19 protein-coding genes and 1 riboswitch are annotated in these 25,271 nt (G+C 42.2%); of the genes, 9 read left to right on the top strand and 10 right to left on the bottom strand.

Annotation, left to right across the window (positions count from 1 at the left end):
* The first annotated feature begins 219 nt into the window (after window positions 1-219).
* The 4 genes from ATC1_RS08580 (at window position 220) to ATC1_RS08565 (ending at window position 4,181) form a co-directional block, all read left to right on the top strand.
* Window positions 220-1,071 (top strand): DarT ssDNA thymidine ADP-ribosyltransferase family protein, encoded by an 852-nt coding sequence (locus ATC1_RS08580; protein WP_062280438.1) that lies wholly within the window; start codon window positions 220-222, stop codon window positions 1,069-1,071.
* Between the two features lie 454 nt (window positions 1,072-1,525).
* Entirely contained in the window at window positions 1,526-2,098 is a 573-nt protein-coding gene (locus ATC1_RS08575) for a hypothetical protein (RefSeq protein ID WP_062280436.1), read from the top strand.
* Between the two features lie 40 nt (window positions 2,099-2,138).
* Window positions 2,139-3,191 (top strand): thiamine ABC transporter substrate-binding protein, encoded by a 1,053-nt coding sequence (locus ATC1_RS08570; RefSeq protein ID WP_062280434.1) that lies wholly within the window; start codon window positions 2,139-2,141, stop codon window positions 3,189-3,191.
* A 27-nt stretch (window positions 3,192-3,218) separates the two neighbouring features.
* Window positions 3,219-4,181: a carbohydrate kinase family protein gene (locus ATC1_RS08565; protein WP_062280432.1), complete on the top strand. Its 963-nt coding sequence runs from the start codon at window positions 3,219-3,221 to the stop codon at window positions 4,179-4,181.
* A gap of 495 nt (window positions 4,182-4,676) precedes the next feature.
* On the opposite strand, the gene ATC1_RS08560 is transcribed toward ATC1_RS08565, so the two are convergent.
* The 3 genes from ATC1_RS08560 to ATC1_RS08550 all read right to left on the bottom strand — a co-directional run bounded on the left by ATC1_RS08560 (window position 4,677) and on the right by ATC1_RS08550 (window position 9,031).
* Window positions 4,677-5,747 (bottom strand): aminotransferase-like domain-containing protein, encoded by a 1,071-nt coding sequence (locus ATC1_RS08560; protein WP_062280429.1) that lies wholly within the window; start codon window positions 5,745-5,747, stop codon window positions 4,677-4,679.
* Window positions 5,748-6,363: 616 nt separating this feature from the next.
* A complete protein-coding gene (gene purB, locus ATC1_RS08555) occupies window positions 6,364-7,749 on the bottom strand; it encodes an adenylosuccinate lyase (RefSeq protein ID WP_062280426.1) in 1,386 nt (461 codons plus the stop codon).
* 7 nt (window positions 7,750-7,756) lie between these two features.
* Window positions 7,757-9,031, bottom strand: coding sequence for an adenylosuccinate synthase (locus tag ATC1_RS08550; RefSeq protein WP_062280423.1), 1,275 nt, complete (start codon window positions 9,029-9,031; stop codon window positions 7,757-7,759).
* 361 nt (window positions 9,032-9,392) lie between these two features.
* Here ATC1_RS08550 and hpt point away from each other — a divergent pair, with 361 nt between their 5' ends.
* Window positions 9,393-9,944 (top strand): hypoxanthine phosphoribosyltransferase, encoded by a 552-nt coding sequence (gene hpt / locus ATC1_RS08545; RefSeq protein ID WP_062280420.1) that lies wholly within the window; start codon window positions 9,393-9,395, stop codon window positions 9,942-9,944.
* A gap of 231 nt (window positions 9,945-10,175) precedes the next feature.
* Entirely contained in the window at window positions 10,176-11,321 is a 1,146-nt protein-coding gene (locus ATC1_RS08540; protein ID WP_062280417.1) for an SPFH domain-containing protein, read from the top strand.
* Between the two features lie 165 nt (window positions 11,322-11,486).
* Here ATC1_RS08540 and ATC1_RS08535 read toward each other — a convergent pair whose 3' ends face one another.
* The 5 genes from ATC1_RS08535 to ATC1_RS08515 all read right to left on the bottom strand — a co-directional run bounded on the left by ATC1_RS08535 (window position 11,487) and on the right by ATC1_RS08515 (window position 16,763).
* Window positions 11,487-11,987, bottom strand: coding sequence for a C-GCAxxG-C-C family protein (locus ATC1_RS08535; protein ID WP_062280413.1), 501 nt, complete (start codon window positions 11,985-11,987; stop codon window positions 11,487-11,489).
* Window positions 11,984-13,588, bottom strand: a complete 1,605-nt coding sequence (locus tag ATC1_RS08530; RefSeq protein ID WP_062280409.1) for an ArnT family glycosyltransferase — start codon at window positions 13,586-13,588, stop codon at window positions 11,984-11,986. The genes ATC1_RS08535 and ATC1_RS08530 overlap by 4 nt, the downstream gene beginning before the upstream one ends.
* Window positions 13,575-14,726 (bottom strand): endolytic transglycosylase MltG, encoded by a 1,152-nt coding sequence (gene mltG, locus ATC1_RS08525; RefSeq protein ID WP_152024273.1) that lies wholly within the window; start codon window positions 14,724-14,726, stop codon window positions 13,575-13,577. The genes ATC1_RS08530 and mltG overlap by 14 nt, the downstream gene beginning before the upstream one ends.
* Complete coding sequence (ruvX, locus tag ATC1_RS08520; RefSeq protein WP_062280403.1) at window positions 14,695-15,159, bottom strand: Holliday junction resolvase RuvX; 465 nt, start codon at window positions 15,157-15,159, stop codon at window positions 14,695-14,697. Before ruvX ends, mltG begins: the two co-directional genes overlap by 32 nt.
* A 116-nt stretch (window positions 15,160-15,275) precedes the next feature.
* Entirely contained in the window at window positions 15,276-16,763 is a 1,488-nt protein-coding gene (locus ATC1_RS08515) for a hypothetical protein (protein WP_062280399.1), read from the bottom strand.
* 256 nt (window positions 16,764-17,019) lie between these two features.
* Here ATC1_RS08515 and hflX point away from each other — a divergent pair, with 256 nt between their 5' ends.
* Complete coding sequence (hflX, locus tag ATC1_RS08510; RefSeq protein ID WP_062280396.1) at window positions 17,020-18,384, top strand: GTPase HflX; 1,365 nt, start codon at window positions 17,020-17,022, stop codon at window positions 18,382-18,384.
* A 76-nt stretch (window positions 18,385-18,460) separates the two neighbouring features.
* On the opposite strand, the gene ATC1_RS08505 is transcribed toward hflX, so the two are convergent.
* Both ATC1_RS08505 and ATC1_RS08500 read right to left on the bottom strand, forming a co-directional pair.
* Entirely contained in the window at window positions 18,461-20,095 is a 1,635-nt protein-coding gene (locus ATC1_RS08505) for an amidohydrolase (protein WP_062280392.1), read from the bottom strand.
* A gap of 10 nt (window positions 20,096-20,105) precedes the next feature.
* Window positions 20,106-21,491: an APC family permease gene (locus tag ATC1_RS08500; protein ID WP_062280389.1), complete on the bottom strand. Its 1,386-nt coding sequence runs from the start codon at window positions 21,489-21,491 to the stop codon at window positions 20,106-20,108.
* Between the two features lie 327 nt (window positions 21,492-21,818).
* Window positions 21,819-21,996, bottom strand: a riboswitch (Lysine riboswitch).
* Window positions 21,997-22,707: 711 nt separating this feature from the next.
* Here ATC1_RS08500 and ATC1_RS08495 point away from each other — a divergent pair.
* The gene (locus ATC1_RS08495) at window positions 22,708-24,450 is read left to right on the top strand and encodes an ABC transporter ATP-binding protein (RefSeq protein WP_062280387.1); all 1,743 of its coding nucleotides are present in this window, start codon (window positions 22,708-22,710) and stop codon (window positions 24,448-24,450) included.
* A complete protein-coding gene (locus tag ATC1_RS08490) occupies window positions 24,447-25,265 on the top strand; it encodes an energy-coupling factor transporter transmembrane component T family protein (protein WP_062280384.1) in 819 nt (272 codons plus the stop codon). Before ATC1_RS08495 ends, ATC1_RS08490 begins: the two co-directional genes overlap by 4 nt.
* The last annotated feature ends 6 nt before the right edge of the window (window positions 25,266-25,271 follow it).

Raw genomic sequence — 25,271 nt, 5'->3', positions numbered from 1 at the left:
TGTTCGAAATTCGTAAAAAAGGGAATCATTTTCGTTGTGTTGTTACTGCACATTCCGCAGTAACAACACAACGATGAACAAGTCTTTTCATTTTTCGATCACAGATTGGATGAGGTAGAATATTAGTTTGCTAATTTATGATTAAATTCAAAATAACAGCTCTTAAAGCGAAGGCAAAAAGAAAAAATCAAGAAATCATTTGAATCCCGTGCACTCCCTATGAATTACAAAATTTCGAACATTGAAAGTACACAACCGATTCAATCCAGGATCGGAAATCGATCTAGCCAAGCCAACTTATCTGATGCAGCTGAAAACGATTCCACGGAAGGTCTACGCCACCGAAGGATAACGTATAGCAATGCACCGCTTCCTTTTCCTCCGGAAGGAATCACTCCGGAAACTGCCAAAGGATTCGCTAAGATCATTAAAGAACGAAAAATTACTTTTTTAACTCATTTCACGAGACTCGAAAATTTAACCTCAATTCTAAAAAATGGATTACTCTCAAGAGGATCGATTCAATCAAATCCCGAAATTGGCACTGTTCGAATGAATGAACCGGTTCTTCCCAATCCCTGGCATTGGGCTGTCAGCTTTAATATTTCCTTTCCAAATTATCGATTATTCTACAAACTTCAGGAACGGATGGGCTTTGAATGGGTAGTTCTTTTATTTGATATTAATCTGTTGATGAGCCAGTCCTTCTATTTCTTTCCATATCCGGCTGCGAATTTAATCCTTTCAGAGAGGTTTCCAACTGAAATATCCCCATTTCTACAAAAGGTGCAATCATTTGAAAAACTCTTTTCAGATACAGAAAATGTACGGCGTTCCATTCTTGAAATTCCGAGTTATTATCCGACGAATCCGCAGTCTGAAGTATTAACTTTCTCGAATATATCCATGCAGTTTCTGCGTGAAATCCATTTTTTCAACGATTACAAATTTAATCAGTGGTTTTTGCAAAATGCTGATTTAGCGCTTTCAATGGACAAAAAAATTTGGCATTCCGGATTGACCTTTTTTTCACCACGCTGTGATTATATTCATTGGAAAAGCAGATCCTGAAAGAATTGTCAACAATATTTTCAAATGGGATCAGAGAAATAATCCAATAGAATCAACTACTTAAAACTTTAAAGACGCATCGAATAGTGAGAGAAAAATCGTAATAAATTTGTTTTTGCGGGAAATGGAAAAACATCACAACAACATTGTTTTTTTCGACTGATTCAAATAGCAAATCAATATTTCAAATTACTGATCGTTATTACAGCATATTATAAAACTGGAATTGTATAATACAGATAGTATTCTGATCCGCTAAGATGCAACAATTTGAACTATGGACAAGCTTGTCGATTGGAGAGAGAAAATCAGTTGTTCTTATGGTTTTACGCGAAGCATAAAACCATAAGAACAACGAAGAATCCTTTTCATATTTCGAATTGCTGACGAAAAAGCAACCATTACTTGGTATAATCGTTTACGACAAAATATAGTTGTTCAGGTGACAGGTTCTATGGCAAAAAATGATGAAGAAAAAATTCTTTTCAGCAATGCGATCAATCAAGGTTTTTATGAAGTTCTGGGAGATGAAGAAAGCATCAAGTACAGAATTTTATTAAACAGTACAAACCTGGCTGGGCAAGGTTTTGAAGAAATTCAATTGATGCAAAGCTTTCTGCTTGAGAAATTCGGCTCAACAGATTCAGAAGGGCTATCGATCTGCATCGGTCAGAGTTCATACCATTTCATAAAAATCTTTTTTGAGAATCTCCTGAAATTTCAAAATCAGGATTTTCGCTTTCTACCTTCCCAACGCCGCATTGAATCTGCCCTTGAAAAGTTCCGATTGTCCTTTTTCCCCATATTAGGATTCGCTATTGAAAAGACAGAACAGGATGAATCGTTCGTGTGGAAAATCGATGATTCTCTCCTCAATGGAAATCACTGTGCATTCTTGATCAGCGGAATCCTTCAAGAGATGCTGACAGATATATCCGGCGGTCGATATTTTCCAATTTTTGTCAATCCTTTAAAAGACGAAAAGCTGCTGGAAATTCACATTTCAAAAAAAGCGCTTGGACATTAATAATCCACTTCCGTGGATAAAAAAGGAATAGAGAATTTACATGAAAAAAATTACATTTTTATTGGTATTGCTTCTATCATTATTCGTATTCAATGCAGTTTGGGCAGAAGGCAACAATAACATTTTATCAATCTTAACCTATGATTCATTCAGCGTCAGCGAAGATATTGTTGCAGCATTTGAGGAAGAAAATCAGGTAAAAATTCAGTTTATCGAAAGCGGAGATGGGACTACCATGCTGAATCAGGCGATTCTTTCTAAAGAAGCGCCTATCGCCGATGTAATCATTGGTCTGAACAGTATCATGCTTTCCAGAGCATTAGAAAATGACATACTCCTTTCATATGAATCGCCCGAATTAGCGAATATCGCAGACAATTACAAAATGGATCAAGAAAATCGGGCGCTGCCCTTTAATTTTGGGAATGTCTGCATCAATTATGACGCTGCATGGTTTAATGAGAAAGGTCTGGCAGTACCCGCTTCCTGGGATGATCTGATTAATCCGGATTATTCCGGGCAATTGGTTGTTGAGAATCCAATCACTTCAACGCCTGGAATCGCTTTTTTGCTCGCTACCATCGCCGCTTATGGCGAAGATGGATTTATTGATTATTGGAAATCTTTATTAGCGAATAAAATTGAAATTGCGGATGGATGGTCGACCGCATATTACACCAATTTTTCAGCAGGCGGCGGGATGGGACCGCAGCCTATGGTTGTATCGTATGACGCAAGTCCGGCAGCAGCTCCGTTTTACGCGGAATCCGAGATGGAAACCGCACCTACCGCTTCCATTCTCAGCGACGGAATGTGTTACCAGGTCGTCGAATTCCTGGGTATTCTGAAAGGAACACAAAATCAGGAGCTTGCAGAAAAGTTTGTCGATGCAATTCTTGGAAAAGAATGGCAGGAAGATTTACCCGGGCAGATGTTTGTTTTCCCAGTAAATAAGGATGCAGTTTTGCCGGATGTGTTTACAAAATTTGCGCTAGTGCCGGAAAATCCGGCCATGCTGGATCCAGATTTAATCAACGAGAAACGTGATAGCTGGCTCCAGAAATGGAATGATGAAATCTTAACCAATTACTAATCAATCGTTTTTATTCGGAGAACAAACATGTCAATCGTTTGCAGTGGTTCCGTCGCCTATGATTATCTGATGAAATTTCCAGGATATTTTAAAGACCATATTCTGCAGGATCATCTTGATTCAATCAGTCTTTCCTTTTTAGTGGATGAAATGGTCCGACATCAGGGAGGTATTGCTCCCAATATTTGCTACACATTTGCCCTCCTCGGCGAAAAACCCCTTCTGTTCGCAGCAGTAGGAGAAGATTTCGAAGATTATCGGCATTGGCTGACAGAAAGAGGCATCGATTGCCGCTTTGCACGCGTGATTCCGGGGAAATATACCGCATCATTTTTTGAAAACACCGATCTGAGCAATGCGCAGATTGCGACTTTTTATACCGGCGCAATGAAAAATTCTGCGGATCTGAAACTTTCTGAATTAAAAAAAGAAAAAATTGATCTGTTTATCGTCTCTCCTTCTGATCCTGAAGCCATGATCGGATATGTTCGTCAATGTAAAGAATACGGTGTTCCGTATGCGTTCGATCCTTCGCAGCAAATCGTTAGAATGAACAAATCGATGATTATCGAAGGGATCAGCGGAGCAAAATTCCTGTTCTGCAATGATTATGAATTTGCCCTGCTCCAAAAACATGGGGAGATTTCTCAGGAAGAAATCTTGAAGAAAGTATATTGCGTCATTATCACTTTAGGTGAAAATGGTTCAATGATCTATGTTGACGGTAAAGAATATCGAATTCCGGTTTTCCCGCCGATGAAGATTAAAGACCCGACAGGTGTGGGTGATGCCTACCGGTCTGGATTTATCACGGGATACTTCAAGGGACTGGACTGGGAACTGTGCGGGAAAATGGGTGCGCTGGCGTCCACGTATGTCCTGGAGCAGGTCGGAACGCAATCCCACGCTTATACGCGGCAGGAATTCATCAATCGCTTCAGATTATTATGGGACGATCAAGGAAAACTGGATATCCTGTTATTAAAATGATACGGAAGATGAGCGCTTGAGAATGCTGTTTTCCTGAAAAGATTACCGTTGTTATTCAGCGAGTGCACTGATAATTAACCATAACCACCGGCATAGCCGGTGGTTTTTTCACCCCCGCTATGCCAAAATGACGTCTGTAGTAGGGAACAACCTCGCTTTTCCTCTGCCTTCTACCTTCTTTTGCTGATTTTATTTGAAGCGGTTAGCGCCCGCTGGCTATTTTTACATTGGAGACGCTTCTTTTTGCCCAAAGATTCTTTTCTCCCCCCTGCTTTGCATATAGTTTTTCCTTTATTAAGAAAGATTGCTTTGGGTTTGTTCCCTCCTTGCAATAACAGGCTGTCATGCGAGCCACACAGGGCGAAGTGCATCATTGCGAGCGTAGCGAAGCAATCTTCTGTCACAGAGAATCAAAAAACGTTTTTCTCGATTCTTGAGAAAAACGTTTTCTGAAAATGTAGGCAGGAATGATCTGCCATTCTGCTAATTTTTCTACTACTTTACAATCACTGGAAGAAGGAGATTAAATACTTCTTCCAATTCTTCGGGCTTCATTCCACAGAAAGGAACGCGCAGGAATCGTTTTCCATCTTCGCGATTCAGGAAGAAGCCTCGTCCGTCAGTAATATTGACACCTGCTTCTTTTGCACGCGGGATCAGTGTTTCCATGTCATTTCCTTCCGGAAGCATGACACCCACAAAGAAACCGCCTTCTGGTTTCGGATAAACTGCATTCGGCAATCCGGTTTCCAAAATTTCTAATGTTTTCTTCAAGCGCGGATAATACAATTCTTTTATTTTCTGTAGATTCGGTTGATATAATCCCAGCTTCATAAATTGATAAGCTAAAGCCTGTGTCGGACTTACCGGCCCGATATAGGTATCACCGGCATAAATGCGAATTTTCTTAATAAAATCAGCATTCCCTACCAGAACACCCAACCTCAACCCAGGAGCCAATGTTTTGGAAAAAGAAGTCATCTTAATGACACGATCCGGTGCCATTGAAGCAATCGTAGGAAGATCTTCGCCTGTATAACGCAGCGCACGATAAGGAACATCTTCCAAAACCCAAAAACCGTATTGCTGAGCGAATTCAGCAATCTTCTTTCTTTTTTCAAGACTGGTCGTTGTTCCCATCGGATTTTGAAAATCAGGGATTGTATAGAAGAATTTTGGTGTATGTTTTTTCAACATCTCTTCAAAAACATTGAGATCAACACCATCTGTCAACAATGGAATTCCGCAGGGATTCAATCCGCGCCGTTTCATAATCAGATTTGCACGGTCATAGGAAGGAGACTCCATAAATACGCAATCGCCTGGTTCAGCTGCGACGGTTGCAATAAAATTCAAACATTCCAATGAACCGTTTCCGATTAGAATTTGATCCGGAGTTACATTTTCTTCCTTTGCAATCCAGTCAATCAGGGGTTTATATCCCGGAGTGGCAACATACGACATCGCCGTTCTGCCATCTTCAAGCATCGCTGCTTTGAACGCTTCAACGAATCCGTCGAGTGCAAAAGATTCTGGAGCCGGAACTCCTCTTGTTAAGTTAATCATACGTCCTCCCAAAAAAAATTATGATACCAATCAGCCAATCCGCAATCGAGGCAGACAAAAAGAAAGAGACGAAAATTTTTTCAGTTCCTTGTCATTTGTATAATACAAAAAAAAGAGAAATTGCTGATGATTTGAGGTTCTGTTAATCGAATCAATTTATCGTTGATAAAAAAGATCTGTCTTTCAGAAATTGGTGAACCATTACTGGCAGAAATTTCCATAATAATAATCATAATCGATTTATGAAAAAATATTTAAGAATAAGGAACAATGTCTGCGTTTCAAATTTCCATAGTCAAGGAAAAAGTAGCAATTCGAACTATGATGGGGATTTTTTATTGTTGATTTATTTTTGTGCTACGCACAAAAATAAATCAACAATAAGATAACTCTTATTAATCAAAAGATCGATCAAAGATCCGAATTGCTGGGGCAAAAAAAAGGAAGTTCCTATAAAATTGTTTTGGTCAAAAAACACGAAAGGAACTTCCAATGACAAAAGTTGTCAAATTTAGTATAACCATAGAAATAGAAAAAGGCCAGAGAAAGGAACAATTCGACATAGAAGCATTCGTTTCGAATAGAGAAAGAAAACGAACAGGTCAAATCGCTGATCTTAGCTACCTTTTATCCGCTTTAAACAAAGTCGGATATAGGTTTCTGTCTGATCAACCGACCGGCCAACATAATCAGAAGGTTCCAATGTTCTGGTGATCTCCTCGATACTGATTCCTAAATTCGTATCTCCCGCAAGACGCTCCAGCAAATCACAAGGTTCTCCATTTTTCATGCATGCCGTCGCCGCCATCGAATGCTTTCGGATGATCTCATGAACAACTTGACGATCTTTCCCTTTTTTAACTGCCAGCATCAGCAGATTTTCTGTCGCAATAAAAGGTAAGTTATTCTTTACTGAATTTTCAATCATCTTTTCATTGACATGCAGACCGGAAATGATCTTTTTCATGAGCAGCAGGATCGCGTCCACAGCCAGAAAACCTTCCGGCAAAGAAATTCTGCGATTCGCAGAATCATCCAGCGTTCGTTCAAACCATTGTGTTGATGCAGTCAATGGTGCATTCATTGCATCCACGATGACATATCTGGCAAGTGAGCAGACACGTTCGCTGAGAATCGGATTCCGTTTATAAGCCATTGCTGACGAACCCACCTGATCTTCCGCAAAAGGTTCTTCAATTTGCTGCATATGCTGGAGCAATCGCAAATCATTCGCAAAGCGGTAACAGCTTTGCGAGAGAGAACTGAGCACATTTAAAATCCTCGAATCAAATTTTCTTGGATAAGTTTGACCGGAAACGCCAAAAAGACGCTGAAAATCAAATTCCGCTGCGATTTGACGATTCATCTCATCGATTTTCGATTGATCTCCTTCAAATAACTCGAGGAAGCTCGCTTCGGTCCCGGTAGTTCCTCTGGAACCCAGAAAACAAATACTATCCAGCACAAAATCCAACTCATCCAGGTCAAGCATGAGATCCTGAAGCCACAGACAAGCTCTTTTACCCACGGTTACAAGCTGCGCCGGCTGTAAATGGGTAAAACCAAGCGTTGGAAGGGATTTGTAACGATCCGCAAACAAACAAAGGCTCTCGATGATCGTCAGTAATTCATCGCGAATCCATCGGAGCGCATCGCGATAAATAATCAGGTCTGCATTATCAGTCACATAACAACTGGTTGCGCCTAAATGGATAATACCTTTGGCAGTTGGACAGACCAGTCCATAAGCATAAATGTGCGCCATCACATCATGGCGCACTTCCTGTTCTTTTTTTGCGACAACAACATAATCAATATCATCAATATGCGCTTCAAGCTCAGCTACCTGGTCTGCACTGATTGGCAGACCAAGGTTATGTTCAGCTCGGGCAAGCGCTGTCCATAGTTTTCGCCAGGTTCTGTAACGATTATCGGCTGAAAACAACCAAAGCATTTTTTCAGAAGCATATCGTGTTCCCAAAGGGCTTTCGTATCGATCCATTTCACCATTACCTTAAGATAATTTCATCTCTTCCTGGCCCAACTGAAACATATTTAATGGGACAATTGATTTTCTTTTCAATATATTCAACATATTCTCGTGCTTCTGAAGGAAGCGCCTCATAATTACGAACAGAGCTGATATCGCATTTCCAGCCAGGCAAAAATTCATAAACAGGTTTCGCTTCATCCAGAATCGCATGGAACGGAAAATCTGTCGTTTTTTGTCCATTGATTTCATATGCGGTACAAACCGGAATCTTGTCCAGATAGGATAGAATATCCATTTTTGTTAATGCAATACATGTGGCTCCTTGTACTTGGACACCATAATTCGTTGCTACAATATCCATCGGACCAACTCTTCTCGGCCGTCCAGTTGCTGCGCCGTATTCACCGCCGGCTTCTCTCAATCGATCCGCATCTTCTCCAAACCATTCCGATGTAAACGGACCTTCACCGACGCAGGTCGAATATGCCTTCACAACACCAACCACCTCATCCACCCGTAAATCCGGCGCACCACATCCAATCGGTGCATAAGATGCCAACGGATTTGAAGAGGAAGTATACGGATAGATCCCATAATCAATATCACGCAATGCACCCAGTTGAGCTTCAAAAAGAATTTTCTTCCCTTCAGCATTTGCTTTTCGCAAAAGAATTCCGGTATCAGTGATATAAGGCGATAAAATCTCTCCAAAGCATTCGGTCCAGGCAAGAATATCTTGCAGACGATAGGGATCAGCTCCGTATACATTTTTTAGAATGAGATTTTTCCATTCAAGAATACTCTCCAGATGGCTTTTTATTTTTTGCGGATACAGGAGTTCTCCCATATGAACGCCCTTTTTTTGGAATTTGTCACTATAAACCGGAGCAATTCCGCGTTTAGTCGATCCATATTTTTTATCAGCCAGCCGTTGTTCCTCCAGTACATCCTGCTGTTTATGAAACGGAAATACAATCATTGCTCGATCGCTGATTTTCAGGTTTTCGGGAGAGATTGCGATTCCAGCACTTTTGAGTTTATTAATCTCTCCGCTTAGATGCTCCAGATCAACGACTGTACCAGTTCCTAAAACATTGACAATATTCTTTCGAAAAATTCCTGAAGGGATAAGATTTAATGCAAATTTTCCGTATTCATTGACAACGGTATGTCCTGCATTATTGCCCCCTTGATATCGCACAACAATATCATAGCTGCTGGATATCAAGTCGACCATCCTGCCTTTTCCTTCATCGCCCCAATTTATTCCGACAATTGCACAGGTTGACATATTTATCTGACTCCAATCTTTTTTATGACTATTCAAATCCAAAAAAAAACGGATGATTAAACTAATTCAATTATAAAACGAGTCACTATTATCATATTTATTTCATGTCAGCAAATCGAAATATCGATTGACTGATCAAATAAAGAAAGGAATAATTCTTTTCATACAGCCAGGCAGCGTTGTAATCTCCCGCCATTGAAAACTGAATATTCAAATAAAATTGTAAGAGGATAAAAAAACAAATTCATCGATTCCCTGACAGTGATTTGAAACATGAATTGACTTTTCGAATAAAGAACAACAATGAATTCTTTTCAAATTTCAAATTACTGATTCTCTGAACTATTTAAAGAGGAAAATAATGCGAATTACCAATGAACAAAATGATATTGCTGAAGTCCTTTTTTCGCAAGAAATGATCAAGAAGAGGGTAGATGAACTGGCTGCTCAACTCACAGTCGATTATGAACAAAAAGATCCCTTAATGGTATGCGTTCTGAAAGGCGCTTCCTTCTTCTACGCAGATTTGTGCAGAAGTATGAAATGCCGATTGTTTATGGATTTTATTGCAGTTTCAAGCTACGGTACCAGTGCCAGATCCACCGGCGTTGTAAAAATCATTAAAGATCTCGACAAGAATATTACGGATAAACATGTGATCATCGTTGAAGATATTATCGATTCCGGTTTGACATTGAAATATTTAACCGAGCTCTTCCACGCAAGAAAACCAGCTTCCATCAAAACGATTTGTCTCGTGGATAAAATCAATAAACATCAATGCGAGATAAAACCAGATTATTGCGGTTTTACCATGGGGGATCATTTTGTTGTCGGTTATGGTCTTGACTATTCGGACTTCTATCGTAACCTGCCATATATCGGAATCCTCAAACCGGAAACTTACGAATAATTGGCTCTTCTGCCTGATTGAATTTATTTTATCAGTATCCTTATCAAAAGAAATTAATCAGATTCCGAGAAGAAAAGATCAATTTTTCGTATATAAGTATAACGATGAAAGTTAATCAAAAACTGATGAACAGGTATTCAACCTGGGCAGCCGGTTTCAAATAGAATCAGCAAGATTTTTTTCTCAGTAACATGACTTTCATCAAATTAATAAAAAAGAAAAGGGGTAGTCATGGAAAATTATCGTCCGGAAAAACCGAAAAAGAACAATACTGTTTCAGGTTTCAATAAAACCGGCATCCTCATTTTAGCAATCTTCGCACTTCTTGTTGTTGCCTTTGTAGCCTTCAAACCAGTCTATATAATGAAGGGTCTGGGACAACAGGAGATGGGTGTCAAAATTCGCGCCGGAGAAATTGTTGATATTGTCGGACCTGGAGGAATTTACAGCGATTTCGGACTTTATGTAAAGATGGAAAGCTACAATATTGAAGGCGTCTGGTTTCAAGTTTCCGATGACGAAGTATTTACAAAAGACATGCAGCCGGTTTATGTAGAAATTCGAGGGCAAGTTTTCCGCCCGTCTTTAACAAGCGTGAAAGAAAAGAAAGCAGACGGAACAATTGAATATTTCAGCAAAGATCAGATTGCAAAAGATTTTGTAAATTATCGAAGAATTTATACCAGCAATGAAACGCTGGAATCCCAAATGGACGGCTTTTCAAGACAGGCAATGAAAGTCTGTGTCGGCCAAAACGATCTTCGTGGCAACGCAGTTGCCGAAGGACGGGATACACTGCGCAACTGTATCGAATCGGAACTGGAAAAATTGACACGGGAAATCGGAATGTATGTCAATAACATCGTTGTCACGGATGTTCAGGCTTCTGATCAGGCAATGGTAGTCATCAACGAAACCAATCAATATTTGCTGGATGCGGAAAAAGCCAAAGCACAATCACAAAAGCTGGAACAGGAAGGAAAAGCAAACGCTGTCCAAAAAGAAGCTGAAATTCGGGTTCAACAGGCAGCAGCCCAAGAAACTGCCCGCCAAAAAGTTATTCTGGCTCAACTGGAAGAACAGGAATTGATCGCAAAACGTGCTGTGATTGAGGCGGGAAAAGAAAATGCAATTCTGGAACAACAGTTGAATGCAGAAAAAGCAAAAGCAGCTGCAGAATTAGCGAAAGCCGATCTGGCGAATACGGAACTTTTGGCAAAGATCTATGAAGAGAATCCATCCTATTATCAATATCTGATTGCTCAATTAAATGCTTCAGCAATCAAAGAAACGGATAAATTCATGATTGTACCCGAAGGAACAGTACCCCAAATTGTTCTTGGAAAAGACGTAATGCCGACTGTACCGGTTGAATAATACAATGAAGAGGGCGCGGAATTCCGCGCCCTCTTTTTATACTCATTCATTACTGCAAAGCTTCAAAAAAAATGAGAGAAATCTTGTTGTTGTAATGTTTGCACTTAAAACGGAAAATCAATGCAACAAGAAGGTAATCCTTCCCATTTTTCATATCACTGTTTTTTATTCCTCAAATTGATTTAAAATTTCAATTGTCCACTTTGCAGCATTGCCAACGACCGATGTGCATTTGTCGACATGTCCGCCGCATGCAAGGTAAAGTTTCCGCTCTTCCGGATCTTTCATATTGAAAGACCGTCCCATAATAGCCGTTTGGACTTTTTCACAGGTCAAGCCACCGTAAACTTCAAAAAATTTGTTGCACAATTCCCGAGCCAGAAGGTCATTCTTGCACTCTTTTTCGCCGCGGTCAAACGCCGCCCGATCTCTACCGTATCGCGTTCCGATAGCAATAATAGCGCCTGCTAATGCACCACAGGTTCCGACACCATTGGATACAGTACCTCCATGCAAACCGTAAGCCGCCTGAAAGATATTATCCTCAATTCCCCCAATTGTATCCATCAGCGCTGCCAAAACACATTGAGCACAATTTCCGCGCGTGCCTTCATATTCATACCCTGATTGATAAGCTTTTAAAATAATTTCATCTGAATATTTCATTTTTCGATTATTCCTTTTCTTCCAACAACCCATTCACTGGAATCCTGGTAGATCATTGGCAAAGCATCACATAACTCGGTAATCCAGTTGTTAGAATCCACACCAATCCAGGAGTCAATTCCAAAAAATACAAGAACCGATTGCCCTTCTAAAACCTGACTGCGAATTCTTTCTATTGTATCTGAATAATCGGCACGAGGCAAATTCGTCGAAGGATCGATCGGATCCAATAAAGCAAAAGATCCTCTTCCTGCCCATAAACTGACAGCTTCTGGTTGGTTGGAATAAATCATGATTTCCGAGGGAATATCCTGGATGATCTGCATCGCGGGTGAAGTCCGCCAGCCTTCCCATGCCCATCCATACCCTTCCGATTGGAATTTTGGAACAAACCGGATTAGATCCTGTGAAAAAGCAATGATAAAAAAACCGTACAATCCCAGCAGAGCCAATTGGAGAAACCATTTCTTCCGCTGCAGGATGAACTTTGCGACAGTAAAAACGAATAGGATCATTACCATAAACACAGGATATAGAATCCGTTCTTCGATGTTAACGGATGCGTCAAAGAAAGAAATGGTCGCCCAGATAAAAGCAAGATAACTGAGAATATAAACAACAAAAACCCATAGCCATTTGATTGATGCGGGGAAAATAGTGCTTTTTTTCAGAGACAATAGAAAAAGAATCACGAGGAACAAGAAACCGGCAAGCGCCAAACCGATAACGATCCATTCCATCCAGAAAACTGTCTGTTCCACATTTTGATAACGGATGGGGAAAATCCATTTCCAAAAAATCAGTATCCCTCCCTTAATTTCCTCGCCGCTCAGTGGATGAAAAAAGAATTCGCGATTGGATGCATTACCGGAAACGATGACATTGCGAATTAACCATGCCGAAATTAAAGGAACCGCTCCGATCAGCAGCCATAACATCGATTTCAGAGTATTTTTTGTCCTCCTGTTCAACATTAAAACGGATAAGATGGCAAAAAGTGATATGATCCCAACGTAACGGGTCAGGAATGCGAATCCGCTGAACAATCCGCATAAAAACCAGTTCCTTTGTTTTTCCGTCTCCAAAGCAAAAACAAAAAACAGAAATGATGCAAGTGTACAAAAGAAAAATAGCGATTCTGACATTGCAAAAACTTGAAAATAAAGGAAAGGCTTCGAAACCAGCATCAATAAAGCAGCCCCAAGTCCAAACCAGATATTCTTTACCATTGCGTGTACCAGAATACCAGTCAATCCAAGATTCAGCATAAAAAAGATCAAGCCAAAATATCTGACTGCAGCAAACCAGTCCGCTTTTAACCAGAAAGGAATGGACAATAAGATGGAATACAGCGGAGGAAAATTTGTAATGGGTTTCAGGATACCGCCTCCACTTTCACGGAAATATCCGTTACCGGCAGCAATGGAACGTGCTCCATTAATGTAATTCACAGAATCGCTGACCAAACCGACACCATGCGGCGTTGTCCGAAAATAGAGTATGCCGCCAACAGCCATAATGACAGACAACATCAACCAAAAGATCAAATTCTGTTTCTTTTCGATTCCCTGTATAAAACCGGTTTTTTCAGTTACAGTCATTTTGTAAATGTTCCTCATAAGTTACGGCAAAATTGTGATACGGCGAACCGTCACATTTCGCTCTGAAATAGAAAAAGGGCGTTTGATCAGGATTTGCTACCCCACGCAGAATTTCGATCGAAGAATTCGAAATCGGACCTTTGGGAAATCCCGCAATCATGTAGGTATTATATTCAGAATAAACCGATAAATCAGATAATTCAAGCGGATTCTTCCACCAAGTCTTCTGATTTTCATCCCAACCCACTGCATATTGCACGGTCGGATCACTTTCGAAACGCATACCTGCCCGCAGCCGATTGTAAAAAACGGAAGCGATCATTGGATATTCCTCAGGTGACATCGCTTCCCTTCCGATCATGGATGCCATCGTCACAGCCTGTTTGAGCGTAATCCCGTTCCGTCTGAATGCTTCGACCATATCTTCGTCGACGATTCGCTGAAAATGATTTACAAATCCGTTCAAAAATGATTCCAATGAAATCGATCGTTTGAATTCATAAACGCCGGCAAGCAGATAACCTTCCAAGGAAGTCCCTCCTGCAGGATGTAATTCTGCAGGATAGTCTTTGGCAGCAATCAGAAAAGCTTCTGAAGAAAATCTCAGTCCGGATTGTTCAATCAGGTCAGCAATTTCCTCAAGACGTAACCCAGGCAACAGTGTCAGACTGATTAATCGATAAGCCGGATCCATTAGATGATCCCCAACCTCAAGGATTGACAAATTGTCCTGCATCGCATATTTCCCGGGCAGAATCTTTTTATCGATGCCGCGGTAAACAAGATAATTCAAGAACAATTCTTTGTCCCGAATGAAACCGCCATCCAGCATTTCCTGAGCAACCGAAATGACTGATTCACCTTCATCTACGGTAATAATCGAGGTATTGCCTGCACTGCCAACCGGTTGACTCAATTCATCCAGCTGCCGTGAAAGAATGAATATCAATCGAATCCGCTGCAGCCAGGATAAATCTTCGGAAGCTGAGCCAATTAGAACGGCTAAACGACTTTCATTTTTTTGAAACGGAAGAATGACTGCAATCATAAGCAACACAATGACAGCTGCCAGAATTAAAAGAATAAGCGGTTTTCCTCTGAGTGGTCTACGAATCATCCTGGTCACGCTTTTCGCCAAAACTTTCCTGATAAGATTGAGAATCTAAAAAATCCTGGAGAATCCAAGCCGCAGCGCTTGCATCTAAATGACCTCTGCGTTTTGTTCTGGGAATTCCCATTTCCACATAATTTTTTTTAACGGCATCGGTCGAGCCGGATTCATCCCACAACAGCACTTCACCCTGAAAAAAAGAACGCACAACATCAGCCACTTTGATTGCATGCCGGGCGGCTGAGCCAATCTGACCTTCAGCATCCAACGCCTGTCCTATCAGGATGATCGATGCACCAACGGAATCGGCTTTCTCGACAATATGCTGCGCGTCCCATTCACGATTCCGATGCTGAAACGTTTCCAGTGGCATGGCAATCATTCCATACAAATCACTGATTGCCAATCCGATATTTTTCTCGCCCAAATCAACTGCTAAAATTTTCTTCCGAATTTTCATCGTGGTTCCATATTCTCCAGTAATCAAAATATGGGGGGATTAATTGCTGTCCGAAAATGTTTTTTTCGAATATCGAATTGTTGTATCATCGCATGAGGAAACAATGCAGACACTTGCTACTGATCCCAAATCCAGATATTTGCGGACACAACAGGAAACGAGTGAATCCACGCTGGCCAAACCTGAACACTGAATGCATCGGAATTTTGAAAAAATTCTTCCAGTTTTGCTTTTCCATACGCAATTTTTTCCCCGGTAACAATTGCTCTTATCTGATCCGCATCATACCGGAAAGATCCAACCCTTTCCGCGATCAGACTCCATGTGATCAATCCATTCTCGGATAATACTGGTGGATTCTCATCCTGAAATGAAATGGCATCATTTTTTGGAAAAAAAACACCATTTTTCTGATGATCCATCATCAGTTTGGCAAACGCGATCATATCCTGATAACTGACGGTACGGACAGATACTTCAATGGTTTGCTGCAGCGTTAATTCAGATCCGGCATATCCGATTTCCGGTGTCAGGATCTCATCAGAAACCTTTTCGATTCGCAGACTGTTTTTTAATGGCATACGTAGAGAGCCATATAAATCCTGAATCGCCTGATTGGCTTCCGACTCAACCTGTTCGAGGATGATCGATGCCGCATGGTCGTAATCAAGTTTGCCAGGGCTTGGATAAATACCATCCGTACCTCCGCTGGTCGGTCTGCTTTGCAGGACTTGGATACAACTATCAAACGGTTTATCAATCAAAACAATCGATCCTTCGGATAAATTGGAATCGGATCCGCTGGAATCTGCAATAATACCAGCATCTTTGGTTTCTCCGGAAGCTAATTGGATTTCTTCCAGCAAATGAAACTTTTTTGGTTCAGAATCAGCAGTCATAACAAGCGTCCCTGCCGAAATCCGTTGTTCATTGATGCAACTGCTTGATAGGGTGATTGTTCCTGAAGCAAGCATACCCTTTGAGTGAACACGATCGGTTGCAGGAACGGTTGCCTGTAGATTTAAAAAAAGATGATCTACCTTTGAAGGTATCCCTCCATTTTTTGTTGCAGTTTCCAATTCTTCGCTTGTCCAAAAAGGAATGCTCAAAGTTTGTACTGCATTTTCTCTGGGAACATAAATAATTGCATGTGGAATCAGCAGAGAGAGAACGATGAAAACAACGGCAAAAGCAGGTAAGAGCAGTAAATAACTCCATTTGGAGACTCGTGTTCGCAAGCTGACTGTTTCCTTATCGGCTTGAAGAGCTGCGAAAGCCTGTTGTCGAACAGGTTGTAAATCCACATCCAATACTTTTTTTGAAATCCAATTCTCCTGCTGCGCATTTTCTCGAGATGAAAACACAGGAATATTTCTTTCAGCAGCGATTTTTTGGATAAAAGGGTCTCTTACGGCTATTGCAATTTGCACATCATGATGTTTCGCCCATGTCGCCAGCCTGCCGAAATCCAGCGGTTCTTCTATTAACCGGCCGCGTTTCGGCCAAATGATTAAAATCCGTTTCACCGCAACATTGGCATTCAATATTTGATTCATTTTATCGATTACGGAATGGACATCATCAAACGGCTGGACAGAAATCATTTCAGTTCTCATTAATTCAAATTATAAAGGATTTTGCTGCTTATCCATCCGTGATCCAGCAATTCGAAATATGGATTGATCTGTCATTGCGAGGAGGGCGTCAGTCCAATGAAGCAATCTATTCCCGCATTTGGCAGAAAATTGCTTCGCCCTTACACAATAACAAGTTTTTTTCTTTTTACTCAAAAGGCTTTTTCAAATTTCGAACCGCTTGTTCCAAAGTAAATGATGAAGTTTTCTCGGTATAATTGGATTTATGGCAGAAAATATACTCAGATCTACAAATGAACGAAAAGAACGCGCTTTTCTGGTTGGCGTCGAGATTAAAAACGAACCTTCCATCTTGTCATTGTCAGATTCACTGGAAGAGCTGGCATTACTTGCTGACACAGCCGGTTTGGAAGTGGTCGGTGAAACCAGTCAAAAGCTGGAACGTCCGCATGCCAGTACTTACATCGGCAGCGGGAAAGTGGAGGAGGTTGCAGCGCTGGCTGAAGAAACGCTGGCAGATATCATCCTTTTTGATAACGAATTATCACCCCGCCATCTGCGAGAGCTCAGCCTCCGTTTTGGAAAATCAGTGCGCATTATCGATCGGACGACGCTCATTCTGGACATTTTTGCTCAGCATGCCACAACCAAAGAGGGGCGTCTTCAGGTGGAATTGGCGCAACATGAATATCGCCTTCCCAGATTATCCCATGCCTGGAGCCATTTGGAGCGGCAGGCAGGCGGTGCGTCCGGACGTTCCGGAAGCGCCGGCGGCGTCGGTCTGCGCGGTCCGGGTGAAACGCAATTGGAAGTTGATAAACGCGAGATCAGAAAACGTATCGCATTTTTAAAAAAGGAAATCGAAAAAGTTTCGGATCATCGCAAAAGATATCGCGCTCAACGGAAGCGGTCTCAGATTCCTGTAGTTGCGCTTGTAGGCTATACGAACTCCGGAAAATCAACCCTCCTGAATTCACTTGCCGATGCGGATGTATACGTCGCCGATCAACTTTTTGCCACGCTGGATCCGACAACCCGCCGTGTGATGTTGCCCGGTTCGCACCTGTGTCTGTTTACAGATACCGTTGGTTTTATACAAAAACTGCCCACGCAACTCATCGCAGCTTTTCGATCGACTTTGGAAGAAATTAATGAAGCGGACTTGCTGCTGCATGTCATTGACGTCTCGCATTTCAACGCAGCGGCACAATATGAAAGTGTCCAGGCAACGCTGGCTGAAATCGAGGCGGATCACATACCGGTCATCAGTGTTTTCAACAAGGCTGATTTGCTGGAAGATGCCGAAGAGGCAAAACAGTTACTGGCAGAAACAGATCCTGACGCATTCCTGATTTCTGCTAAAACAGGGCAGGGGATGGAAGCGCTGAAAGCCGGAATTATGGAACAGTTATATGAAAAGATGTTGCCGATTCGTGTCCGTCTGCCCTTTACCGAAGGAGCGCTGATCGCGCAGTTTCATGAACAAGGATCGATTGATTTGATCGAGAATTTTCAAAACGGAGTCATGATACAGGGTTCCATTCCAGGCAGATTGATTACCCGTTTTCAAAATTTTGTCGATAAACCGACTCACCAGGAAACAGACCGACCGATTTTTCCGGAAGATTAAAAAGGACAGGTTTTTCTTATAAAAAGAAAAACCTGTCCTCGAATTTTGAAATAATAATCCTTCTGATGAGTAGTGGTTATCCTATTTGTCCCGTCTGATAGACAATTTTTCCGCCTACCATCGTCAGTTCCGGATGTATATACTGAATCTGATCCGCTGAAACAGTAAAGATATCCTGATCCAGTATCAATAAATCTGCCAGATATCCCTCACGAATCCGCCCTTTACGCTGTTCCATAAACTGCGCATAAGCGCTGCCGATGGTATACGCATCCACCGCAGTTTCAACATCAACACATTCCTGCGGAAAGAATGCTGCGGGAATTTTTCCGGAACGCTCTTTGCGAGTAACAGCACTGAAAATACATGCGAAAGGATTGCAATTTTCCACAGGGGAATCCGTTCCGTAAGAAATTTTCCCGCCTAATGTATCCAGTGTATGAAAAGCGTATGAAGTGGATGCCAAGTCAGATCCGACACGGCTTTCTACAATCTGCATGTCATAATCAAGAAAAACCGGCTGATAATGCACCAGAATTCCCATGCGGGCAATTCGTTCTAACAGGCCGCGATCGGTTATTTGACAGTGGACAATACTATGACGAAGTGGATTGGTTCCATCCACAAGCACCTTCTGGTAAGCATCTAAAACCTGCTCCACAGCCCCATCACCAATCGCGTGGATTGCGACAGGGATGCCGGCATCTGCAGCTGCAATACAATATTGTTCAACCACTTCATTAGAAATCGTTTCCACGCCGAAGTTTCCAGGATCATCCTGATAACCATTTCGGATCATCGCTGTCCGCGCACCAAGGCTTCCGTCTTTAAACAATTTCAGCGGTCCGAGAGTCAGCCAATCAGGAACTTCATACCGCCCATTTTGATAATCTCCTGTCGCAATCATTTCTTGAAATTCGTTCAAGTTTTTGAACCCGATCTGATGATGATAACGAATAATTCCGTTTCCGGACTCATACAATTGCTTCACCATCTCCAGACCATCACGTGTATTGATCTGCATACCGCCGGCGTCATTGGATTGAACAGATGTGACGCCTTGAGACGCAGCATAGCGCATGGCTTTAACGAGCATCTGCTTGTATTCTTCTATGGTTGGATTGGGAAAAACTGAACGGATATGTTCGCAGGCATTTTCTGCGAATAAACCGGTGGGATAACCATCTGCCTCGGTTTCAAAAAAACCGCCCTCAAACTGAGGAGATTTGGCTGTCAACCCAAGTTTTTGAATTGCACAGGTATTAGCCACCGCAGTATGGCCGCACACACGATACAGCAGGATCGGAATTTCGGTAGAGATCCTGTCCAGATCATGCCGGTTCGGATTGCGAATTTCGCCGGATGTGAAGAGATCCTGATTCCATCCCATACCCAATAAGCCATGTCGAACAGATTCAGGATTTTCTGCGATGAATTCTCTGCAACGATTAACCAAATCATCAATGGAAGAACAGCCGTTGATCTGTACCTGAGAAAGACTGACTCCGACCATCAACAGATGCAAATGGGAATCATTCAACCCGGGAATAACCGTTCTGCCCTGGCAATCGATTCGTTTCTCGATTCCGGAACAATTTAAAATTTCCGCATCCGAGCCTGTTTGAATGATCCGGTCATTCTCAATTAGTATTGCCTGTGCAAAATTGCCCCGGTCTACGTAGACTTTCCCGTTAAATATCGCTGTTCTCATGATCGTTTTCCTAATTTGCCCTTTCTCTCTGATAAATTCTATCGAAAATCAGGTACACTAACACACCTGCAACCTGAACAGCCAGGCTTAATAATGCTGTTGTTGGATCTTCGATAAAAGTATTTACCATTAATCCCATAAAAATTAATGCTGTTATCACTGTCAGCACCGGATAGCCCCATGCTTTATAAGGTCTCTCAATCGTTGGGTACTTCCTTCTAAGGATAATTACAGCAAGTACGGTCAGGAAGTTATAGATCATTCCGGAGAAAATCACCAGACTGGTTAATTGATCCAGACTCCGAAAAACCACCAGAATAATCGATATACCTGCCTGAACGAACAATGCAGCAGTCGGAATTTTGTTGACAGGATGGAGCACTTTAAAACTCTTGAAGAAGTGACCTTCAACCGACATCGCATAGTACATGCGGGGGAAAGCCAGAATACAGCCGTTCAATGCACCGAACATGGATACAATCATACCGACAGTTACCAGAATGGCTCCGAAATTACCCATGAACAACTTCGCGACTTCGGTTCCAAGATAAAAATTTCCGCTGTCAATATAGGTTTTAATTTCTTCCAGAGAAAAGACGCGATAGATTGCAAAATTGAATAAAGTGTATAACACAGTAATACTGACGATTGCGATGATGATGGAAAGGGGCAAATTCCGCCGTGGATTCTTCACTTCCTCGCTGATGGTATTCAGATTCGTCCATCCCTCGTAGGCCCACAATGTTGCAATCACAGCGAATGCTACCATTCCAATTACTTTTCCAGAACTTACAGAGTCTCCCTGTGGAACGAGGCTTAGATCCGGTGTTGCCCGCCCCAGGAATAATGCAGCGACTAAAATAATTACAATCGGAACCAGTTTGGCAACCATGGTGATGTTTTGCAGAACGCTGCCCTGCTTAATTCCTAAGTAGTTGTAAACCGTCAAACCAAGAATCAGAATCACTGCGATCATTTTGATACTGAAATCACTCAAATCAAAAAATGTCCGCATGGCTGTCGGTAATGCAATCGCAATTCCTGCAATGGATCCTGGACCGCCCAACAACCAGCTGCTGAAACCGCACAAAAATCCGACGATTGGATGGTATGCTTCATTCAGATACACAGTCATACCGCCGGCTTTCGGCATGGCTGTACCCAATTCAGCCAGGCATAACCCGCCGAGCAAACAGACAATTCCACCGATAATCCAGGCTAACAGGGACAATCCCTGACTCATTCCGGTACGCATCATCACATAAGAACCGATATAGAAAATACCGGAACCGATCATAATGCCGCCTAACAAACTGACACCTCCGAAAACACCGACTTCACGCTTGAATTCAGTCTTTTCAGTTGTAAGATTTTGGATTTTTAATTCTTCTGCCATGGTATCTGCCCTCTTCACATCTAATGTTATTTGATTTAAATAAATCCATAATATCAAGAACAATAAAAAGTTTCCTATTGGTTGTTGTTCTTGCGATATAAACGAATACAATATGGAACAAATGTAAGAAATTTGGGTAAATTTAAGCCGTTCTGAAAGAATTCGAATTCAGAATCAGCATGAGGTATGTTTCAAATACAGGAAACATGGATGCCAGAAACAGACAGACAAGTTATCCTTCATTTTGGTTCTCCTTTCAATAAAAAAACGGCAGGAGTAATATCGCTCCTACCGTTACATAACCAAAATGCATAACAATTATGTAAACCGAACGATAGCGCTCCACAAAAAATTTGTGACAGTCTTTCGGATATTCTCCGTAAGCCCAGCCTCAATCACTCTTAAACCGATCTCAGCTTCGGCAAAATTCCCTTTCACATGAACATCTACACTGTTTAAGCAGTTCCGTCATGCTACTGATGAATTTCGCGCCTCTATCTGTACAGCCAACCTGCCATATTTTGTTTTAACTTACTTTTGATATCTTATGAAACTTTTTTGTATTTGTCAAGGAATAAAAATATATTCATGATTAAATCGATGACAGTCAAATTTTATTACAGTATCCAAGAAGTTTCATCTCCCAAAACAGCAATCAGCAATTCAAATTATGGATTAACGTTTCGAATCAATCAAGAAAATTTGTTGTTCTTATGTTTTTGTGCGAAGCGTAAAAGATTTATATGATGAATTCTTCATAGATTGATCTGTCATTGCGAGGAAGGCGTCAGCCCGACGTGGCAATCTTTTTTCGTGTGGCACACTTTGCACATTGTTTAGGAGATTGCTACGCCCTTGCAGGGCTCGCAATGACAGGTTCTGCTCCTGTGGGCTCACGTGACAATCTGTCATTGCGAGGAGGGTGTCAGCCCGACGTGGCAATCTATTCTATTCTCGTACATGGCAAGAGATTGCTTCGATCCCTTTAATTCTCATATTTCGTATCGCTGTCGAAGAAACGACAAGCAGAAATTTCGAAAAAACTTCTGAGAAAAAATAGAAAAATTGTTGTTGTGTTGTTTTTGCGCTCCGCGCAAAAACAACACAACAACAAATAATCCCTCTCATAAATCGAATTATTGTCGAAAAAACAAAAAGATTTCCAGATATAATTCGGGAAGAACATCAAAATGTCAGAACAGGACACGCTTCATTCTTGAAACCATTAATTGAGATTGATCACCTGAGCTATCAGCTTCCAAAATCCGACAAAGACCATTTTCGGATCTTAAAAGATATCAACTTTTCAGTCCAGGAAGGTGAATTTATCGCACTGATCGGAGCAAACGGATCCGGGAAAACCACGCTGGCACGGCATATGAACGCATTATTGATGCCCACCAGCGGAAATGTCCTGATAAACGGGATGAATACGCGAAACCAGCAATTCCGGCATCAGATTCGATCGGAAGTAGGCATGGTCTTCCAACAACCGGAAGATCAGATCATGGCAACGATTATTGAAGAGGACGTCGCATTTGGCCCGGAAAACTTGTGCCGGCTGCCAAAAGTGATCCGCGAACAAGTGGATGACGCTCTTGCCGTCGTAAATATGCAAGAACAGCGTAATCGCCAATCTCATCTGTTGTCAGCCGGACAAATGCAGCGAGTCGCCCTGGCAGGAGTTCTGGCAATGCAGCCGCGTTGCATTATCCTGGACGAAGCGACAGCTATGCTGGATCCCAAAGGCAGAAATGACATTTTGGCGCGTATGGAAGCCTTAAACCGCATGGGAATCACAGTGATCTTCATTACCCATTTCATGGAAGAGGTCATGCTGGCTCAGCGAGTGCTTCTTCTCAATCATGGCGAGTTAATTTTTGATGGAAAACCGCAAACCCTGTTTACGGATGATGCTTTACTCGATGCCGGCGGTTTGGAGAAACCGGCCGCAGTCCGCTTTTACCAATGTTTTCCTGCATTGTTCCCTGGAATCAGCGATCCTGTCACTGACCGAAACAAGCTGTTCGATTCGATAACAGCCTATACAGGGGTAAGATCCGAAATCATTGAAATTCCTTTTACCGCCAAAGAGAAAACCGCTTCTGAAATTGAAATCCGAGACCTTTCGCACACGTATATGGCAGGCACACCATTCGCACATCTTTCACTCAGAAGTATCACAATGGACGTTCAAAAGGATATCCCTCATGGATTGATTGGAGCAACAGGATCCGGTAAATCAACCCTGCTGCAACATTTAAACGGATTATATCGTCCTCAAAGCGGGACAATCCGCGTTGGTCCCTTTGATCTGAACGCGGCATCTCTGGATGTCAAAGCGCTGCGCCGTTACGCAGGCATGGTTTTCCAGAATCCTGAATCCTTTTTCTTCGAACAATATGTCGGAGATGAAATTGCGTTTGGTCCAAAACAGATTTTTGGACCGCTAAATCTGCGAGAAAACGTCATGCGGGCGATGGAACTCGTCGGTTTGGATTTCTTTACCTACAAGGATCGAGTTGTCAGCACGTTGAGCGGAGGAGAAAAGCGAAAAACGGCGCTTGCCGCTACACTGGCAATGAATCCGTCCATGCTGATTTTGGATGAACCGACTGCCGGTCTGGATCCGCTTTCCAGAAAAAATCTCCTTAGCACGCTGCACCGCCTGCAAATACAAGGTGTCCAGATCGTGATCTCTTCCCACAATATGGAGGATATTTCGGAAATCGCTCAGAACGTGACCGTTTTGGCGAAAGGCACGAGTCTGACAACCTTGCCAGTAGATCAGCTATTTGCAGATCAGTCCCTTTCAAAGGAGACTGGTATGGAACCGCCAGCGGCTTGGCAATTGGCGCAATCACTTCGCAAAAAGGGGTGGCCGATCTCGTATCAGGCCAACACTATCCAGGCTATCATCAACGAAACAAGCGCAGCCATCAATCGGGGGGAACAATGAACCAATTTGATTTCCTCCAAAAAGCAACCATCGGGCAATACATTCCTGCTGATTCGCTGCTGCACCGCATAGATCCGCGGGCAAAAATCATCGGATTCGGACTCCTAATTCTCGCTGTGACTTTTAGTTCTTCCGGAATTGGTGTATTGATCGGGCTGTTGGCTGCATGGATTGGATTATTGACCGCCAGGATCCCGATCCAATTCGCGCTGAAAGGGTTAATTCCGCCGTTACCTTTTTTGGTCTTGATTGCACTGATTCAAATCTTTCTATTGCCAAAAGAGGGGGAACAAATCCTGTTTGTTGTCGGACCAATTTCCATTTTTACAGCCAATGTTCTGAACAGTCTGCTGATGATGTTGCGTTTTTGCGTTTTGATCCTGCTGCTTAGCCTGATGACATTCTGTATTTCCTCTTCGGAGTTGATCCACGGGCTGCAGCAGATACTCAGACCGCTTCACCGTCTCGGAATTCCTACCATGGATCTCGTCATAGTCATCCAGATTACGCTGCGGTTCTTGCCGTTTCTGGCACAATCCGCAGAAAAAATTGCAAAAGCGCAGGCATCGCGAGGCGCAGAGTGGGGAACGAAAAACGCAGGATTCACTACCCGTATTCGGCAGATCTTTCCCCTGATCATCCCGCTTTTCCTGACGAGCTTGAAACGCGCCGAAACAATGGCGCTGGCAATGGATGCCAGAGCTTATGGATTCAAACCTTACCGAACATCAATGTTCGAGTACGCGTTCCGACTGCGGGACGGAGTATTTCTGCTAGTGATTCTGTTTATCAGTATCGCAGTCGTATCTTTGTGATCCGTC

It is taken from the genome of Flexilinea flocculi (assembly GCF_001192795.1).
Taxonomy (GTDB): Bacteria; Chloroflexota; Anaerolineae; order Anaerolineales; family Anaerolineaceae; genus Flexilinea; species Flexilinea flocculi.
This window is presented reverse-complemented; position numbering and strand designations above follow the sequence as displayed.

Excerpts from the sequence above, each read along its gene's own strand:
- ATC1_RS08565 (WP_062280432.1), top strand. The coding sequence starts at position 3,219 with ATGTCAATCGTTTGCAGTGGTTCCGTCGCCTATGATTATCTGATGAAA.
- ATC1_RS08530 (WP_062280409.1), bottom strand. The coding sequence starts at position 13,588 with ATGACTGTAACTGAAAAAACCGGTTTTATACAGGGAATCGAAAAGAAA.
- hflX (WP_062280396.1), top strand. The coding sequence starts at position 17,020 with ATGGCAGAAAATATACTCAGATCTACAAATGAACGAAAAGAACGCGCT.
- hpt (WP_062280420.1), top strand. The coding sequence starts at position 9,393 with ATGCGAATTACCAATGAACAAAATGATATTGCTGAAGTCCTTTTTTCG.
- ATC1_RS08505 (WP_062280392.1), bottom strand. The coding sequence starts at position 20,095 with ATGAGAACAGCGATATTTAACGGGAAAGTCTACGTAGACCGGGGCAAT.
- ATC1_RS08535 (WP_062280413.1), bottom strand. The coding sequence starts at position 11,987 with ATGAAATATTCAGATGAAATTATTTTAAAAGCTTATCAATCAGGGTAT.
- ATC1_RS08540 (WP_062280417.1), top strand. The coding sequence starts at position 10,176 with ATGGAAAATTATCGTCCGGAAAAACCGAAAAAGAACAATACTGTTTCA.
- purB (WP_062280426.1), bottom strand. The coding sequence starts at position 7,749 with ATGGATCGATACGAAAGCCCTTTGGGAACACGATATGCTTCTGAAAAA.
- ruvX (WP_062280403.1), bottom strand. The coding sequence starts at position 15,159 with ATGAAAATTCGGAAGAAAATTTTAGCAGTTGATTTGGGCGAGAAAAAT.
- ATC1_RS08500 (WP_062280389.1), bottom strand. The coding sequence starts at position 21,491 with ATGGCAGAAGAATTAAAAATCCAAAATCTTACAACTGAAAAGACTGAA.
- ATC1_RS08570 (WP_062280434.1), top strand. The coding sequence starts at position 2,139 with ATGAAAAAAATTACATTTTTATTGGTATTGCTTCTATCATTATTCGTA.
- ATC1_RS08580 (WP_062280438.1), top strand. The coding sequence starts at position 220 with ATGAATTACAAAATTTCGAACATTGAAAGTACACAACCGATTCAATCC.
- ATC1_RS08560 (WP_062280429.1), bottom strand. The coding sequence starts at position 5,747 with ATGATTAACTTAACAAGAGGAGTTCCGGCTCCAGAATCTTTTGCACTC.
- ATC1_RS08490 (WP_062280384.1), top strand. The coding sequence starts at position 24,447 with ATGAACCAATTTGATTTCCTCCAAAAAGCAACCATCGGGCAATACATT.
- ATC1_RS08575 (WP_062280436.1), top strand. The coding sequence starts at position 1,526 with ATGGCAAAAAATGATGAAGAAAAAATTCTTTTCAGCAATGCGATCAAT.
- ATC1_RS08550 (WP_062280423.1), bottom strand. The coding sequence starts at position 9,031 with ATGTCAACCTGTGCAATTGTCGGAATAAATTGGGGCGATGAAGGAAAA.
- ATC1_RS08515 (WP_062280399.1), bottom strand. The coding sequence starts at position 16,763 with ATGATTTCTGTCCAGCCGTTTGATGATGTCCATTCCGTAATCGATAAA.